Annotated in this window: 20 protein-coding genes and 2 pseudogenes; 20 read left to right on the forward strand and 2 right to left on the reverse strand. The window is 63.6% G+C overall.

Annotated features, from left to right (window positions below; translation table 11 throughout):
- The 4 genes and pseudogenes from B7G66_RS06165 to B7G66_RS06180 all read left to right on the forward strand — a co-directional run.
- A pseudogene (locus B7G66_RS06165) lies at nt 1-279 on the forward strand (DUF932 domain-containing protein); the annotation flags it as partial.
- Between the two features lie 82 nt (nt 280-361).
- Entirely contained in the window at nt 362-802 is a 441-nt protein-coding gene (locus B7G66_RS06170; protein WP_003618738.1) for a hypothetical protein, read from the forward strand.
- Nucleotides 789-1,835, forward strand: a complete 1,047-nt coding sequence (locus tag B7G66_RS06175; RefSeq protein ID WP_003618742.1) for a DUF7146 domain-containing protein — start codon at nt 789-791, stop codon at nt 1,833-1,835. Before B7G66_RS06170 ends, B7G66_RS06175 begins: the two co-directional genes overlap by 14 nt.
- A 323-nt stretch (nt 1,836-2,158) precedes the next feature.
- Nucleotides 2,159-3,085, forward strand: coding sequence for a DUF2493 domain-containing protein (locus B7G66_RS06180; RefSeq protein WP_048858928.1), 927 nt, complete (start codon nt 2,159-2,161; stop codon nt 3,083-3,085).
- Between the two features lie 9 nt (nt 3,086-3,094).
- Here B7G66_RS06180 and B7G66_RS06185 read toward each other — a convergent pair whose 3' ends face one another.
- Entirely contained in the window at nt 3,095-3,304 is a 210-nt protein-coding gene (locus B7G66_RS06185; protein WP_003618751.1) for a hypothetical protein, read from the reverse strand.
- A gap of 163 nt (nt 3,305-3,467) precedes the next feature.
- Here B7G66_RS06185 and B7G66_RS06190 point away from each other — a divergent pair, with 163 nt between their 5' ends.
- The 7 genes and pseudogenes from B7G66_RS06190 (at nt 3,468) to B7G66_RS18660 (ending at nt 6,948) form a co-directional block, all read left to right on the forward strand.
- Nucleotides 3,468-3,908, forward strand: a complete 441-nt coding sequence (locus B7G66_RS06190) for a hypothetical protein (RefSeq protein WP_003618753.1) — start codon at nt 3,468-3,470, stop codon at nt 3,906-3,908.
- A gap of 591 nt (nt 3,909-4,499) precedes the next feature.
- Nucleotides 4,500-4,826 carry a DUF736 domain-containing protein gene (locus tag B7G66_RS06195; protein WP_034931914.1) on the forward strand — a complete coding sequence of 109 codons (327 nt, stop codon included), beginning with the start codon at nt 4,500-4,502 and terminating at the stop codon, nt 4,824-4,826.
- Nucleotides 4,827-5,165: 339 nt separating this feature from the next.
- The gene (locus B7G66_RS18165; protein ID WP_170213666.1) at nt 5,166-5,318 is read left to right on the forward strand and encodes a hypothetical protein; all 153 of its coding nucleotides are present in this window, start codon (nt 5,166-5,168) and stop codon (nt 5,316-5,318) included.
- A gap of 214 nt (nt 5,319-5,532) precedes the next feature.
- Nucleotides 5,533-5,760 (forward strand): hypothetical protein, encoded by a 228-nt coding sequence (locus B7G66_RS06205; RefSeq protein ID WP_018307953.1) that lies wholly within the window; start codon nt 5,533-5,535, stop codon nt 5,758-5,760.
- A gap of 11 nt (nt 5,761-5,771) precedes the next feature.
- A complete protein-coding gene (locus B7G66_RS06210) occupies nt 5,772-6,050 on the forward strand; it encodes a DNA -binding domain-containing protein (protein ID WP_010669065.1) in 279 nt (92 codons plus the stop codon).
- Nucleotides 6,051-6,182: 132 nt separating this feature from the next.
- Nucleotides 6,183-6,323 (forward strand): annotated as a pseudogene (locus tag B7G66_RS18655) (transcriptional regulator domain-containing protein); the annotation flags it as partial.
- Nucleotides 6,262-6,948, forward strand: a complete 687-nt coding sequence (locus tag B7G66_RS18660) for a DUF2285 domain-containing protein (RefSeq protein WP_239016127.1) — start codon at nt 6,262-6,264, stop codon at nt 6,946-6,948. The pseudogene B7G66_RS18655 and the gene B7G66_RS18660, both read left to right, overlap by 62 nt.
- Nucleotides 6,949-7,311: 363 nt before the next feature.
- Here the strand turns inward: B7G66_RS18660 and B7G66_RS06225 are convergent, their stop codons facing one another.
- Nucleotides 7,312-8,766 (reverse strand): SulP family inorganic anion transporter, encoded by a 1,455-nt coding sequence (locus tag B7G66_RS06225; RefSeq protein WP_003618757.1) that lies wholly within the window; start codon nt 8,764-8,766, stop codon nt 7,312-7,314.
- Between the two features lie 662 nt (nt 8,767-9,428).
- Between B7G66_RS06225 and B7G66_RS06230 the strand changes: the two genes are divergently transcribed.
- Genes B7G66_RS06230 through B7G66_RS06270 form a run of 9 tightly spaced genes read left to right on the forward strand, consistent with a single transcriptional unit; the run spans nt 9,429 to nt 14,410 of the window.
- Nucleotides 9,429-9,713 (forward strand): helix-turn-helix transcriptional regulator, encoded by a 285-nt coding sequence (locus tag B7G66_RS06230; RefSeq protein ID WP_003618758.1) that lies wholly within the window; start codon nt 9,429-9,431, stop codon nt 9,711-9,713.
- The gene (locus B7G66_RS06235) at nt 9,713-10,768 is read left to right on the forward strand and encodes a replication initiator protein A (RefSeq protein ID WP_048858929.1); all 1,056 of its coding nucleotides are present in this window, start codon (nt 9,713-9,715) and stop codon (nt 10,766-10,768) included. The genes B7G66_RS06230 and B7G66_RS06235 overlap by 1 nt, the downstream gene beginning before the upstream one ends.
- Entirely contained in the window at nt 10,765-11,403 is a 639-nt protein-coding gene (gene parA, locus B7G66_RS06240; protein WP_003618761.1) for a ParA family partition ATPase, read from the forward strand. The genes B7G66_RS06235 and parA overlap by 4 nt, the downstream gene beginning before the upstream one ends.
- Entirely contained in the window at nt 11,400-12,143 is a 744-nt protein-coding gene (locus B7G66_RS06245) for a DNA-methyltransferase (RefSeq protein WP_003618763.1), read from the forward strand. Before parA ends, B7G66_RS06245 begins: the two co-directional genes overlap by 4 nt.
- Nucleotides 12,140-12,382: a ribbon-helix-helix protein gene (locus B7G66_RS06250; protein ID WP_003618765.1), complete on the forward strand. Its 243-nt coding sequence runs from the start codon at nt 12,140-12,142 to the stop codon at nt 12,380-12,382. Before B7G66_RS06245 ends, B7G66_RS06250 begins: the two co-directional genes overlap by 4 nt.
- Nucleotides 12,379-12,843, forward strand: coding sequence for a DUF2840 domain-containing protein (locus tag B7G66_RS06255; RefSeq protein ID WP_048858930.1), 465 nt, complete (start codon nt 12,379-12,381; stop codon nt 12,841-12,843). The genes B7G66_RS06250 and B7G66_RS06255 overlap by 4 nt, the downstream gene beginning before the upstream one ends.
- Entirely contained in the window at nt 12,840-13,382 is a 543-nt protein-coding gene (locus B7G66_RS06260; RefSeq protein ID WP_003618770.1) for a S26 family signal peptidase, read from the forward strand. Before B7G66_RS06255 ends, B7G66_RS06260 begins: the two co-directional genes overlap by 4 nt.
- A gap of 1 nt (nt 13,383) precedes the next feature.
- Nucleotides 13,384-13,722, forward strand: coding sequence for a DUF736 domain-containing protein (locus B7G66_RS06265; protein ID WP_003618772.1), 339 nt, complete (start codon nt 13,384-13,386; stop codon nt 13,720-13,722).
- Nucleotides 13,709-14,410, forward strand: a complete 702-nt coding sequence (locus B7G66_RS06270; RefSeq protein WP_003618774.1) for a lytic transglycosylase domain-containing protein — start codon at nt 13,709-13,711, stop codon at nt 14,408-14,410. The genes B7G66_RS06265 and B7G66_RS06270 overlap by 14 nt, the downstream gene beginning before the upstream one ends.
- Nucleotides 14,411-14,492: the final 82 nt, after the last annotated feature.

The following is a 14,492-nucleotide window of genomic DNA, read 5'->3' on the forward strand; positions in this document are numbered from 1 at the left end:
GCCAGTCCGGCCTCGTTCATCTCGGGCATTCAGGCCTCGCGTCGCGCTCTGGTGGCGAAGAACGATGATGATCGTGAAACATTCTTACGTCGTCGCGGGTTCTCAAAACCGGAAACCACAAAGATCATCGAAACGGTCTTGCATGAGGAAGGGCACAAGCCCGAGAGCGTGTTCGATTTCGTGCAGGGGATTACCGCACTGGCCCGCACCAGGGCCAATCAGGATACGCGGCTGGATCTGGAAGAGAAGGCCCGCAGGCTGATGGAACGGGCTTCCTGAAAGCCGACTGCACGCTTTTCCGCCAATACGTTTTTACGAGCCCGGCCACCGCGCCGGGCTTTTTCGTTTCGGGAGTTTTCCGATGGCTGATTTCTTCACGCATTTTTCCTGCGTTCTCGATGTGGGCACAGTGGACAATGCCGCAAAGGCGCTCGACCTCTACAATGAATTCATCGACGAACTGGCGGCGGAAGACCCGCCCTCTGACGGTTTTGTCCTGTCGATCGTGCCTGAATATGGTGGCACGAAACTCTGGATGCACGATGAGACAACCGGCGATCCGCATCAGGTGGTGGATTTCGTGCTACGCTGTGCGCGGGCATTCCGGCTGCGGGGGCGATGGGGGTTCCAGTGGGCCAATAGCTGTTCACGTCCCCGGATCGGCGCCTTCAGCGGAGGCGCGCATCTGCTTGACCTTGGCAGGCGCAAGACGATTTCATGGATGACCACCGATCGCTGGCTGGCGATCGCCCTGGACGGAGGCAATCCCGACACAGGAGGGCAGGGCGATGACCTTGCATGACGCGGGCGATCTGGCCCGCCGTCTGGCGGAGAACGCAGAGGCGGTGTGCCGTCGGTATCTGTCCGCTGGTCGTCGTCACGGCAATTACTGGCTGGTCGGTGACGTACGCAACACGCCCGGCCGGTCGCTGTTTGTCCGGCTGCACAACACCGCCAACGGCAGGGCGGGAAAATGGACGGACGCGCAGTCCGCTGAACATGGCGACCTGCTGGACGTGATCCGCGAAAGCCTCGGCCTGGTGGATTTCCGCGACGTGGCCGACGAGGCGCGCGCCTTTCTCAGCCTGCCGCGTCCCGATCCGGTACCGTCGTCACAGGACCGTCCGGCCCGTGAGCGTGGCTCTGCCAGTTCTTCTGAAGCCGCACATCGGCTCTGGGCCATGTCCGGGCCGATCGTGGGTACATCCGTAGAAGCGTATCTCCGTAGACGCGATATTACGCTTTTGCACGGAGCCGGCGCCCTGCGCTTCCATCCGCGCTGCTTTTACCGCCCGGACGAGGACAGTCCGACCGAGACCTGGCCCGCCATGATCGCCGCCGTCACCGATCTCGACGGCACTCTGACCGGTGTGCATCGCACCTGGCTGGCGGCGGAAGGGCGCGGCAAGGCGCCGGTCGATCATCCGCGTCGCGCCCTGGGCGGGCTGCTCGGCCATGCCGTGCGCTTTGGGGTGGCATCCGATGTGCTCGCCGCCGGGGAAGGCATCGAGACGGTGCTGTCGCTGCGGCAGGTTCTGCCCGATCTGCCATTGGCCGCATGCCTGTCCTCGGCGCATCTCGCCGCCCTGATCTTTCCGCCGCTGCTGCGCCGGCTCTACGTGCTGCGCGACGATGATCCGGCCGGGGATCAGGCGCTGGCGACGCTGCACGCCCGCGCGGATGACGCCGGGATCGAGGTGATCGGGCTGTCGCCACGGCTGGGCGATTTCAACGATGATCTCCGGGCGCTCGGACGCGGCGCACTGCGGGCGATCCTGCATCCGCAACTTGCGCCACCGGACGTGGCACGGTTTCTGGAGACTGCCGGCACATGAGCGGGCCGGAAAGAGGGGCGGGCGGTTTCCGTCTTCTATCGGCGGTCCTGTCGTGCCTCCCGTTCGGCAGGTTCGCGCCCCGGCCTTTCAAGTGGGGAGCGGGCGTCAGCCGGGCCGGGCCTTCAATGGCGTGAGCCAGCTATTTTCCGTCGCGCCCCTTTGGGGGCGCTTTACATCGCGAAGCAAAATAGCCGGCCCCCTGCCATCCTTCGCTGTGCTGCGGCCGCGCGCGAGCGCGCGGTTCCGGCCCGTCCCTGGTCTGCCGCTATCCGCCCCCGGAAAGGCCGCGAAGGGCGCGGCCGGAGACCTGGGAGGACCGCATCATGACCCGCACCGATGATTTTGAACCGCCGCACGCCGCTTCATCCACCGCCCATGTGCTGGCTGAACTTCAGATGTATGGCTACCGTCCCTTCGAGGACGAGCCTGATCCAAGGCCGCTGCCCGAAGCTCCGCGCATCGGGGGTGCTGTGGCCGACATCTTCGACGCCGTCGCCGCGACGCTGACTGACACACGGCTGGAACCGGACCTCGAAGCGCTGCTCTGGTCCACCGTGAACATCTTCCACCGCATGGTCGGCCAGGTCGAGCGTGAGCTTGACCGCAACGAGCAGGCGCAGAAACGCAGCCAGCAGGATCAGGATGGCAGCGAGATCCGCTCGGTGGAACTGGAGCGACTGATCGCCGAAGGGCTGACACTGATCGAACGCCGCAACGCCTACGAGATCTTCCGCGACGAGGCGCAGGAGCAGTTCGAGCGGCTGACCCTGAGCGCGTGGCGGCCGAAGACCGGCTCGCTGGTATCGCGGCGGACCATGACGGCCTCTATGATCGACAGCCGTGACTTTCTCAACGCCCGACGCCGCGCCGAGAGCGAATTGCTGGTCCCGCCCGGCCCCAAGGTCGTCGTGACCGGGGGGCTGGACTTCGACGACCATATCCTGATCTGGGACCGGCTGGACAAGGTCCGTGCCAAGCATCCCGACATGGTGCTGCTGCATGGTGGTTCGCCCAGGGGCGCGGAGTTCGTCGCGTCTCGCTGGGCTGATCACCGCGAGATCGTGCAGATCGCTTTCAAGCCGGACTGGACGAAGCATGCCAAGGCCGCGCCCTTCCGCCGCAACGACGCCATGCTCGATACCTTGCCGATTGGCGTCATCGTCTTTCCCGGAACCGGTATCCAGGAGAATTTGGCCGACAAGGCGAAGCGCCTCGGTATCCCGGTCCTGCGGTTCGGAGGCGGCGCGTGAGCGCCGTCTTCAGTCCGGATTACCCGTGACGGCGATCCGCGCGGAACGGGCATAGAAGGCCAGCTCGGTATCGCCGGGCGCCAGAAGGTCGAGCAGGCCCTTCATGTCCTGCATGTCCGAATAGGACTGAAACGGCCCTGGTTGCTGTTCAATGGCCAGCACTGCAATGGCGAGCGCCTTTTTGACCAGATGCAGTTCGCGTCCCGTGATGTCCGCCATGACGTTGTCTCCCTGAGCAGCCCCACGATGCACGTCCGCTTGGCGGACGTCAGTACGATTCTCGTTCCGTCGATACATCGTTTTCTCTATGATGCGGATTGCGCCGTGGTGGTGGTGGCAGGCGTGACCGTCAGATCATGTCATCTTTACGGGAGCCGCCACCATGGTGATCTTCGCACCGTTCCTGATCGTCGCCGGCATCGGATTTTTCTGCTGGCTCATGTTCACGCTCGCGGTCTTCGCCTTGCCGTTTGCTGGCGGGTTGTATGCCGGGCTCTGGGCGTTTCATACCGGTGCCGGAGTGATTGGCGCCCTGATCGTCGGCGTCGTGGCGGGGATAGCGACTTTCGTCGCCGGTCAGATCGCACTCGCCTGCGCGCCGTGGATCTGGCTGAGAGGGCTGATCGTCCTGCTCTATACCGTGCCCGCCATCATTGCCGGTTATAGCGCCACGCACGGTCTCGCCGAGATGATGATGCCGTCCGTCGTCTGGCAGCTCTTCTTTTCGGTCATCGGCGCCATTGCGGTCGGCATCACCGCGTTCGTCCGCTTTACCGGCATGGCCCCGCCCGAACCGGCCAACGGGAGCGTCGCGCGGGTCTGACCGCCTGCGCGGCAGCCGGCGGGCAGGCATGGATCAGGTACCTGCCTGTCTTTCCACGTCATCGAGAGGCGGGGAGCGATGGGCAGCGAAGCGCGGATGCGACGCGCTGTTCCAGATACGGTCCGCCTGTTGAAGCAAACGAACTGGCGCTCTGATTTCCCGCAGGCCGATCGCAACGGGGAAGCCGGGCATGTCCGGTGAGGCGCAGTCCCGGAACGGGCCGGTTCGGTGGGCTGGTATGGAGGGAGGATGACGCCGTCATTCTGGTTGCCGCCGGATCTCGTGCGCTGTGCCGGTCGCCATAGTCTCCGTGATGTGTGCTCTGTCGGGCCGCGCACGCATGCTGCCTCTCAAGATGGCTGATCTAGCCGAAGGCCGGCTACGCCTCGATCGGCTATGGCGCAACAACGGGCCATAATTTTCTTCCCCTGCCGGCTGCGCCGTCATTCCTCGCGCACCAAGAAAATTCTGTCCCGCCGTCCTCCGCTGCGCTTCGGCCCCAAGGGATGCGCCGCCGCTCGCCTCCGTCTGTCCGATCGCCATCGAGGCCGCAATGGTGCGGGCTCGATAACAGAGATCACGGAGAGTATCATGGCCACCATCGGCACCTTCAAGAAAGTCGGCAACGGGTATAACGGCGAGATCGTCACCCTCTCGCTCCAGACCCCCAACGTCCGTATCGCTCCCGAGACCACGCGCGCGAACGACAACGCCCCCAGCCACCGCGTCTTCGTAGGCAGGGTGGAGATCGGGGCGGCCTGGTCCCGGCGCTCCAACGAGGGGCGCGACTATCTGAGCCTCAAGCTCGACGATCCGAGCTTCAACGCCCCGATCTTCGCCAATCTCTTCGATGACGAGGACGGCGAGGGTTACAGCCTGATCTGGTCCCGCCCCAATGGTCGCCGCAACGGCGACTGAAGTGCCCGCGATCCCCGCCCGGCCGGTCCGGGCGGGGCCTTCGCATGACCGGTTGGAAACCAGCGGGCGTGCGCAGCAGTCGCGCTCCTCTCGATCTGCCGGGGTGCGGGCAAGAAAGGGGAACAGGGCTTCCCTCAGTCTTCCCATTATACCATGCCCGGCGTGAACCGCCTCAAGGACGCGCGGTCCCCCCAATTTTGCCCGGCGCACCCTACGGGCACACCGGACAAAATCGGCTCCCCCGGGCGCCGCTGGCGCGGTCGCCTGCGGCGATCCCTGACCCGGCTCCCGCGTGCATGAGGCGGAGTCCTGTCTTCGAGAAACGAAAGGAGCAGGACGATGACCACGCTACACGACCATATCCAGATGCTGCGCGCCGAACTGACCAGCTTTTACCTGAGCCACGGGGAGCGCCGACGGATCGAACGAGAACTGAAGCTGGCATGCGCGCAATTCGCGGCGGACCGATACGACGAGACCCCCCCCGCATAGAGCGGGGGGCTTTTCGTATGGTCGCCCGTGCCATCGGATATCCAGGCGCCGATTCCACTTTGCCATCCTCCTGAAAGAACGTTGTTGAATCTCTCTAACACGACTATTATAGTCGTATTACTGGTGTGCATGCCCCGCGTGTCGGATGTGATCATGGATGATCACTGGCCGACAGGTAAGGGCGGCACGGGCACTCCTGAACTGGACACAGGAGATGCTCGCTGAAAAAGCCCTCGTAGCACTGACCGCGCTCAAGCGCCTTGAATCCGAACGCGGTCTCGGCGTTCATGAGGGCACGACCGACCAGGTTCGCCGCGCGCTGGAAGCGGCGGGCATCCTGTTCATCGAGTCCGGACAAGGGCGTGGCGTCATGTTTCTTAACGAGACTTCCGGCATCGAAACGCGGCAGGCTAGGGTGCGTCGCGTTCGTTCTCCGACCTGATCGACTCCATCATGCAGAAGCCCCCGCTCGACCCGTCTGTCGCCGACAGCGCTCCGGAAGCGTCCTGTCTCACCGGCTACGACGAACAGCATCTGATTACCTATCTCCGCCTGCTGGATGCCGAGGCCGACGGCGCCGACTGGCGCGAGGTCGCCCGCATCGTGCTCCACCGCGACCCGGTGGTTGACCCCGAGGGCGTCCACCGCTGCTGGCACAGTCATCTGGCGCGGGCGCACTGGATGACCGAGCATGGCTACCAGCATCTGCTGCGCGGCGGCGCGCCCCACTGACACCCTGAATCGTTGCGTGACCTGCAAGACCTGTTGCAGGTGCGGGGCGTAGCGGGCAACGGGACGGTCTGGCATACTCTCGCGAGCAAGTACTTGCCCTGTTCCCACCCGTTACGCATCGGAGACGACGCCATGAGCCGCGCCAACTGGCGGTCGGCGGGCGCGTACGAGGGCCTGCGGTCGCTCGACGCTCCTGCCTTTGCCTTGCAGTTTGTCAGTCGCAATCGGGACTTTATCCGTGATCGTGCCGCCCTTCAGCGCGCCGCGCTCCGGGCCGCGCTGTCCACGTCAGACGCCGAAGCCTTCGCCCGGCGCTGGGGGTTGCGATTTCGAGAGTGTCCGCACGGCCCTCAATCCGCGTACCGCCCGCTGGACTGTTGCGGTATCGCCGGCCGTGATTGCGGTTGTCCGCCTGCCGACAGCACTGGCTGACGCGGCGTATCATCCGGTCTCCCTCGCTCGGGCAGAACTGCCGCCTGATATGGCGGGAGAAGTGCTGGTCGAGCAGGGGGAGATGATCCTGCGGCTGTACGTCTTGCCGCCTGACGGGGCTCAGCTCGGCGTGCTCCTGCCGCTCGACGCGCTGTTCGAGGTGCGTGTCCAGGCCGCCCTGCGGCTCTGGCGCGTGCTGATGGATCGGCGTCCCGGTCGTGATCCGGCCTGCCTGTCATCCGATCGCATCCGCAGGCTGATCCTGGCGCTCCGGACGCTCGATGGCCTGGACGACGGGGTGTCGCAGCGCGAGATCGCCGGCGTCCTGTTCGGTCGGGAGGTTTCCGCAGGGGACTGGCTCTCCCATGATCTGCATTTCCGCATGAAACGGCTGGTGCGTTTTGCGCGGGGACTGACTGACGGAGGATATCGGCGCCTGCTACTGCACCCGTTTCGGGGACGATAGTGGATGATGAATGTCTTGTAGGGCCGGAAGAACAGAACAAGGAGGCTGATAGTATCCATGGCCTCACTGCTGGCCGCTCCGGTGCTTTGTGTCGAGGAAAACCGAAAATGGTCCGCTATTGGAGACGCGTGACGGTTCGTTGAAAAGAAGAAGTGAGGCTTCAGATACATAAGGAGAAAATAGTCCATTCCTGAACATTATACGTCAAAAGATAACGTTGACACGAGCCATCGCATGTTTGCATCGGGAATGTTTCTGCAGGGGCAGTTATTTTGTAATCGAATACCGCAACCCAGATATGGAAAACCTGCCCGGAAAAATTGGCCTGACGGCGAATTTTTCCGGACATTTATTCGAAGTTTATCAGGTGGTCAGGAGCTTTTCACTGGTCAACCGCATGACGATGCCATGCCGGAGCGCATGCAAGCCCTCGATTTCAACTTCAATGTCGCGAGCCTTGAGTTTGGATACGATCTTCTCAATCATAGCCACCGAGGTCACGTCCCAGAAATGGGCGTTGTTCAGCCTGATGACGACCCGGCGCGCATTGGTCCTGAAGTCGATCTGATCGTGAAGAAGGTCAGACGAAGCAAAGAAAACCTGTCCCTCAACCTCGTAGATATCCGTACCCTCTTCTCTGATCTTTTTGACGTGCATCAAATGCGTCATAGACCAGGCAAAGAACACACCACTGAGCAGAACACCGACGAGCACACCTAGAGCCAGATCCGAGGATGCGACAGTCACGGCAACGGTTACGACCATGACGAGGCTTGAGAGCTTTGGAAAACGCGCAAGATCACGCAGGGATGACCACGAGAATGTGCTGATTGAGACCATGCACATAATGGCGACAAGGGCAGCCATTGGAATGCGGGCGACATAAGTATGCAGCATGACCATCAGAAACAGCAGGAAAGCGCCGGCAGTAAAGGTCGACAGACGTCCTTGGCCGCCGTACCGAAGATTGCCGACTGTCTGCCCTACCATACCGCACCCGGCGATGCCGCCGAACAGTCCTACAAACACATTCGAGACACCAAGACCTACGCATTCCATTCTGGGATCACCGTGCGTGTCGGTCTCATCATCCACGACACCTGCTGTCATTAGAGATTCAAGGAGGCCCACAGATGCCATCGCAAGGGCATAGGGAAACACAATTTTCAGTGTGGCCAGATTGAATGGTACGTGGGGGATCGTAAAAGCAGGAAGGCCTGTCGGCAGCGTGCCCAGATCAGAGACAGTGTGCACCGGCATTGGATACCACATCGTGATGCCTGTCAGAACTACGATACAGATCAGGGGCGACGGTATCAGGGTTGATATCCGTGGCATGAGATAGATGATGGCAAGCCCAAGGGCAATCAGTGCATACGTGTGCCACGTCACATGAAGCATTTGTGGTAACTGTGCCGAAAAGATCAGGATCGCGAGAGCATTCACAAAGCCGGTGCGGACCTCAGCCGATACGAAGCGCATAATGACCTGAAAGCCAAGCGCACCGAAAATGATCTGTAGTCCGCCAGCCAGTAATGTCGCGACGAGAAGGTATTGAAGCCCGTAGCTATGCACGAGGGCCGCGGCTACGAGGGCCACGGAACCCGCCGCCCCTGAGATCATTCCCGGGCGGCCACCGGTGATGGAAATGGCGACGCTAATGACAAATGACGCGAAAAGGGAGACGGCGGGAGAGACGCCGGCAACGTAGGAGAAAGCAATGACCTCGGGAATGAGGGCGAAGGTGCCGACCATTCCGGCCAGCACTTCGCGCAGCGGGTTATAAGCCCACTGCGACCGATAAGTCGCAAAGTTCATGGCGTTTTTTCGAAACCTCTCTAGGTAGTAAGCACGCTCAATAAGGTTTCGTCGTATTGTGGCCCGACGCGGCAATGGTGCTTGCAGGGTAGTCAGGTCGTGAGGTCGATGCAACCCGAGAAGACAGACCAGCCAACACAACGTTGACTGCTGCAATGGCGTGATCGTCTTGTGAGGACCGACATCCCAACGTCCCAGAACGTATGGACTGTAGACCGCTGCCCCACTGTTGAACCCGGCTTTCTTTCTCTGTTGGCTGAACCGGACGGCGACACGATGCAGTAAGCGGTCCAGGCCCCATGTCCTTGGCTACTGGGTCATGGGGCCCGGCATGGGCTAAGTTCGCAATTTGCTGAGAGCAGACCATATGGCATGGGTTATGGTTCAGAAACTGGCAGACTGGCTCGTGTCATCGCAGCATGATGTCCGCTTACCGAAACCTTCAGCAGAACTTTGTATGATTGGGACGAGGGCGAAAGCCGAAATCCAGTTGGTTCGGTCGCCCGGTTCGAGGCGGCCGCGTCGCCATCTCCCGCCAGTCAAGGACCGATCTCGCCCCCCGATGAGATCGGTCCTAGTCCCGGAAGACCTCGCTCCGCCACGCTGATCCCTGCTGGCCGCATCTGTCCCGCGGCCCCAGCCAGCGACCACGGAGCCACCTCATGTCCGCCAATTACAGCGATCTGCCGCCGCGCTATCTGCGCACGCCCGACGCCTCGCGCTTCGTCGGACTATCTATTCGCACACTGGAGAAACACCGGATCTACGGCACCGGACCGCGCTACTCGAAGCTCGGTGGCCGCGTGGTCTATCGGGTGGATGAGTTGCAGGCCTGGGTCGAGAGTGGTGCCCGCGCCCATACCTCGGACACCACTGCCGGCGTCGTGCCGGCGGCCGCGCGGCAAAGTCCGCTGATTCCGCCGACATCACGCGGGAGCCGTCGCTGATGCCTCCGCCCGGCAGGGCGCGCTCCGAGCGCGAGCAACTGGAACTCTTCCACGCTATCGCGGGAGATTTCGCTCCTCGTGACGCACAGGATCTGATGGCGTTTCCGTTCTTCAGCCTCGCCAAATCCCCCCGCATGGTCCCGATCGATTACCGGACCCCGGACGTCACCATCCGGGTCGAGGCGTCTGCCGAACATGGCATGGCCACGATCTGGGATGCTGACGTGCTGATCTGGGCCGCCAGCCATCTCGTTGCCGCGCGTGACGCCGGTCGGCGCACGTCGCGGCTGATGGTGGCCAGCCCGCGCGAGATCCTGACCTTCATCGGTCGGGGCGACAGCGCGCGGGACTATGAGCGGCTGGAAGCGGCCTTCGACCGGCTGCAATCCACCACGATCAAGACGTCGCTGCGGCAGACCGGCAAGGGGCAACTGCACCGCTTTTCCTGGATCAACGAATGGAAACGGCATACCGCGCGGGAAGGGCGCACCCGCGTGATCGAACTGATCCTGCCCGACTGGTTCTACCAGGCGGTTCTCGATGACGCGCTCGTGCTGACCATCGACCCGGCCTATTTTGGCCTCACCGGCGGTCTGGAGCGCTGGCTCTATCGCATCGTGCGCAAGCATGGCGGTCGCCAGCGTGCGGGCTGGGCCTTCGGCCTGCGCCATCTCTACGAAAAATCCGCCAGTCTTTCCCCCTATCGGCGCTTTGCCTTCGAACTGCGCGACATGGCGAAGCGGCAGCCCTTTGCCGGCTATCGGCTGTCGGTGCGTCCCGACCGCAACGGCAATGACACGCTGGCCTTTGCACCTGTCAAATTATCCACAGGCGTCTGTGGACAAGCTGTGAGTTCATCCGTGCTATCAGTTGTGGATTTATCCGTGCCATCACTGCCACGGCATCCGTGCTATCGTTTGCGGAAAACGCCGAATCATGACATTGAATCAATTGGTTACGACGCCCTTAACTTAGATTCTAACTTAAAAGAGTCTAACTTTAAGGATGTTGGCCCCCCTGCCGATCCGTGGAAAACCCCCGGAGAGGGGCCATGATCGTGGCTTTCCTCAACCAGAAGGGCGGCGTCGGCAAGACGACTCTGGCGCTGCATCTCGCCGGCCAATGGGCTCGGGAAGGCCAGCGCGTGACGGTCATCGACGCCGATCCGCAGGGTTCGGCGCTGGACTGGTCGGCGCAGCGCGCGCGGGAAGGACTGCCCCGGCTGTTCGGCGTGATCGGGCTGGCACGCGACACACTCCACCACGAGGCGCCCCAACTAGCTCAGGGGGTGGATCACGTCGTCATCGACGGTCCGCCTCGGGTGGCGGCATTATTGCGCTCCGCTCTGCTGGCTGCCGACCTGGTGCTGATTCCCGCGCAGCCTTCGCCGTTCGACGGATGGGCTTCGGCCGAGATGCTGCGGCTGCTGGAGGACGCGCGCTTCTTCCGTCCCGGCCTGCTGGCCCGCTTCGTGCTCAACCGCTGCGCCGCGCGCACGGTCATCGCCCGCGAAACCCGGCTGGCGCTGATGGGGCATGAGCCTGCCGCTCTAGCGGCGCGGATCGGCCAGCGGGTTGCTTTCGCCGACGCCGCGCGCACCGGCCGCCTGGTCTGCGACCTGCGCCCGCACGGGATTGCCGCCCGCGAAATCGCCGCCCTGACGGCCGAGATCGGGGGGCTGGTGCCATGACCCTCCTGACCGGCGACAGCGCGCTCCTGATGCCCTGGCACGGCCCCTACGACATGATCCTGGTCGACCCGCCCTATGGCGATACGTCGCTCGCCTGGGACCGGCGCGTGGCGGACTGGCCCGGCAAGGCACTCGCCGCCCTGAAACCGAGCGGCTCGCTCTGGGTCTTCGGCTCCCTGCGGAGCTTTCTCGCATCCAACGCGGCATTTCGGAATGCGGGCTGGAAATATGCTCAGGAACTGGTCTGGGAGAAGCAGAACGGTTCCAGCTTCCATGCCGATCGCTTCCGCCGCGTGCATGAACTGATCGTCCAGTTCTATCGCGACGATACGCCCTGGCGCGCCGTCTACAATGTTGTTCCCACCACGTCCGATGCGCGGGCGCGCACGGTAAGGCGGAGACACCGGCCGCCCCACATGGGCCGGATCGATGCCGGCCATTACGTGAGCGAGGATGGCGGCCCGCGCCTGATGCGCTCCGTGATTCCGGTCCGCAATGCGCATGGGCGCGCCATCCATCCCACCGAGAAGCCGGTGGCACTGCTGGAGATCCTGATCCGCACGAGCTGCCCACCAGGTGGCCTGGTGGGCGACTGGTTCGCCGGCTCGGGCGCGGCCGGTGTCGCCTGCCGGCTCGCCGGTCGGCGCTATGTCGGCTGCGAGATCGATCCAGTCATGGCGCAAAAGGCGCGCGACCGCATCGCCTCCGTGCTGCCGCTCGGCGAAGGAATTTCGCCATGACGGAACGTCGCACGCCGCCCGGCTTCGCGGCGCGTCCCGCCGATCCCGAACGCTGGGTCAGGGCGCCGGACAAGCCTTCGACCATCAACCGCTTTACCGCCCGGCTGACCATCGACGTCACGCCGGCGCTGCGCGCGCGGCTCAAGGTCGCGGCGTTCCAGCGCGGCATCACGGTCGCCGACATGCTGCGCGCGCTGCTGGCCCGCGAGTTCCCCGATACTGCTGGAGATGTGCCATGACCGACACCCTCGCTCATGTCGAACTGACCTGGATCGAGAAGCGCATCGAGCACTGGATCCGCTTCGGCTCTGTCGCCCATGAGCAGATTCTCGATCGTCGTCGGCGGATACTGAGCTTTCCGCCGGACACCGTATTCGCCTTCCTGCGCTGGGCAGCGAACGATTACGGCACGGTGGTGTCCTGCATCGACATCGTGCGCGTCACCCGTCCCGGCGAGCCGTATCAGACGGTGCCGTTCGTGCGCCCCGGCGGGGAGAGCCTGTTGCGCCAGAGCGGTTGGCCGAAGGTCCGTCTGGTGCTCGAAGCTGTCGATCGTATCGAAGCTATCGGCATCGACCCCGTCGACGTGGCGCCCGAGCATTGGCGGCATCTGCACAATCGGATGCTCTCCGGGCAGGCGGCACGCTCCTACACGCGCGACCGCCATCAGGCCTGGCTGCGCCGGAGGGCGGTGTCATGACGCGCCTTGGTTGGTTCTTCACCACGTATTTCGCAATACTCGGTGTTGGCACGTCAGTGGCGATTCATCCGGCGCCCCGGCTGATCTGGAATGCCACCGCCAGTACACCGGTCGGATTGTATCGCCTGCAATCGGTAAGCACCCTGCATGTCGACGACCTGATCGCGATCCGACCACCGGCCGACATTGCCACGATGCTGGCGCACGGCGGCTATCTGCCCCTCGGTGTGCCGCTGCTCAAGCCGGTTGCCGCACTGCCGGGGCAATTGGTCTGCCGGATCGGTACTGCTGTTTCGGTCGACGGCAAGGCGCTTGGCGAGGCACTCGCCTACGATCATCGCGGTCGTCCGCTGCCGATCTGGCAAGGCTGTCGGCACGTCCTGCCCGGCCAGATTTTCGTCATGAACGCAGCAGTCCCGACCAGTCTTGACGGTCGCTATTTCGGCATCCTGCCGGTCGCTGCGGTGCTCGGCCGCGCGCAGCCGCTGTGGCTCGTGCCGTCACCGATGTCTCCCACCCCCAAGCAGAAACGAGGCTGACATGGCCCAGATCGGAACTTTTACACGCACGGCTGACGGCTTCGCCGGTCGGCTGCGCACGCTCGCCCTCGACGTCGAACTAACGATCGTGCCGGCGACATCGTCGGACGCCGAGCATGCGCCCGATTATCGCGTCCATCTCGGTGACGCCGATGCCGGACCAGAGGTCGGCGCGGCCTGGAAACGCACCGGCGAGAAGGCGGGCACCTATCTCTCGCTGGTTCTCGACGACCCCATGCTGGCGCAGCCGATCCGCGCCAATCTGTTCCAGTCCGATCGTCAGGGGCGTGCCTTCCATCTGGTCTGGAGCCGCCCGGTGAAGCGTGATGACCGGCGGTAAGGCGGCGCTCCGTCTGCTCGGTGTCGTGCTTCCGGCCGTCGTTTCATTGACGGTGCCGACGCATAATGCGGTTGCCGATCCCTACGCCGACATGATCGCGGAAGCCGCCACGCGCGCGCAGATTCCGGCCTCATGGATTGCTGCCGTGCTGCACGCGGAGAGCAGGGGCGATGCGCATGCCGTGTCGTCGGCGGGTGCGATGGGGCTCATGCAGGTGATGCCCGGAACATGGGCCAGCCTGCGTACGTCGCTCGGCCTCGGCGACGATCCGTTCGACCCGCGTGACAACATTCTGGCTGGTGCGACCTATCTGCGCTGGATGCGGGATCGCTATGGCGAAGCCGGATTTCTGGCTGCTTATAATGCCGGTCCCGCGCGCTATGACGAGCATCTCGCAACCGGCCGACCACTGCCTGCCGAGACGCGGGATTACGTTGCATCGGTCAGCGCGCGGCTGGCTCTTCCGCCTGCCGATGACATCGTGATCGGTGCTTCGGAGACACCGTCCTGGCAGAGATCTTCACTCTTTCCGGCGTCATTCCTGCGCACAGGAAATGCCCCTCGGCATGGCGAGAGCGCGCATGATCCGGTGCATGCCGATGACGCTCGCCCGACAGACTGGACGGCACTCGCACCGCAGTCGGTCGGGCTGTTCATCGCCTCAGGGCATGGGGAAGCACGTCGATGACCCCCGTTCCGGTCCATCGGGCGTTGGCGGGCCATGGGTGCCTTTGGGAGGGGGCGCTGGGGGGAGGCTGGCAACGGAGGGA

The sequence above is a fragment of the Novacetimonas hansenii JCM 7643 genome, assembly GCF_000964405.1.
Taxonomy (GTDB): Bacteria; Pseudomonadota; Alphaproteobacteria; order Acetobacterales; family Acetobacteraceae; genus Novacetimonas; species Novacetimonas hansenii.

Bases quoted from the DNA above. Each gene is read 5' to 3' on its own strand.
- B7G66_RS06170 (WP_003618738.1), top strand. From the start codon at position 362: ATGGCTGATTTCTTCACGCATTTTTCCTGCGTTCTCGATGTGGGCACA.
- B7G66_RS06175 (WP_003618742.1), top strand. From the start codon at position 789: ATGACCTTGCATGACGCGGGCGATCTGGCCCGCCGTCTGGCGGAGAAC.
- B7G66_RS06180 (WP_048858928.1), top strand. From the start codon at position 2,159: ATGACCCGCACCGATGATTTTGAACCGCCGCACGCCGCTTCATCCACC.
- B7G66_RS06185 (WP_003618751.1), bottom strand. From the start codon at position 3,304: ATGGCGGACATCACGGGACGCGAACTGCATCTGGTCAAAAAGGCGCTC.
- B7G66_RS06190 (WP_003618753.1), top strand. From the start codon at position 3,468: ATGGTGATCTTCGCACCGTTCCTGATCGTCGCCGGCATCGGATTTTTC.
- B7G66_RS06195 (WP_034931914.1), top strand. From the start codon at position 4,500: ATGGCCACCATCGGCACCTTCAAGAAAGTCGGCAACGGGTATAACGGC.
- B7G66_RS18165 (WP_170213666.1), top strand. From the start codon at position 5,166: ATGACCACGCTACACGACCATATCCAGATGCTGCGCGCCGAACTGACC.
- B7G66_RS06205 (WP_018307953.1), top strand. From the start codon at position 5,533: ATGCTCGCTGAAAAAGCCCTCGTAGCACTGACCGCGCTCAAGCGCCTT.
- B7G66_RS06210 (WP_010669065.1), top strand. From the start codon at position 5,772: ATGCAGAAGCCCCCGCTCGACCCGTCTGTCGCCGACAGCGCTCCGGAA.
- B7G66_RS06225 (WP_003618757.1), bottom strand. From the start codon at position 8,766: ATGAACTTTGCGACTTATCGGTCGCAGTGGGCTTATAACCCGCTGCGC.
- B7G66_RS06230 (WP_003618758.1), top strand. From the start codon at position 9,429: ATGTCCGCCAATTACAGCGATCTGCCGCCGCGCTATCTGCGCACGCCC.
- B7G66_RS06235 (WP_048858929.1), top strand. From the start codon at position 9,713: ATGCCTCCGCCCGGCAGGGCGCGCTCCGAGCGCGAGCAACTGGAACTC.
- parA (WP_003618761.1), top strand. From the start codon at position 10,765: ATGATCGTGGCTTTCCTCAACCAGAAGGGCGGCGTCGGCAAGACGACT.
- B7G66_RS06245 (WP_003618763.1), top strand. From the start codon at position 11,400: ATGACCCTCCTGACCGGCGACAGCGCGCTCCTGATGCCCTGGCACGGC.
- B7G66_RS06250 (WP_003618765.1), top strand. From the start codon at position 12,140: ATGACGGAACGTCGCACGCCGCCCGGCTTCGCGGCGCGTCCCGCCGAT.
- B7G66_RS06255 (WP_048858930.1), top strand. From the start codon at position 12,379: ATGACCGACACCCTCGCTCATGTCGAACTGACCTGGATCGAGAAGCGC.
- B7G66_RS06260 (WP_003618770.1), top strand. From the start codon at position 12,840: ATGACGCGCCTTGGTTGGTTCTTCACCACGTATTTCGCAATACTCGGT.
- B7G66_RS06265 (WP_003618772.1), top strand. From the start codon at position 13,384: ATGGCCCAGATCGGAACTTTTACACGCACGGCTGACGGCTTCGCCGGT.
- B7G66_RS06270 (WP_003618774.1), top strand. From the start codon at position 13,709: ATGACCGGCGGTAAGGCGGCGCTCCGTCTGCTCGGTGTCGTGCTTCCG.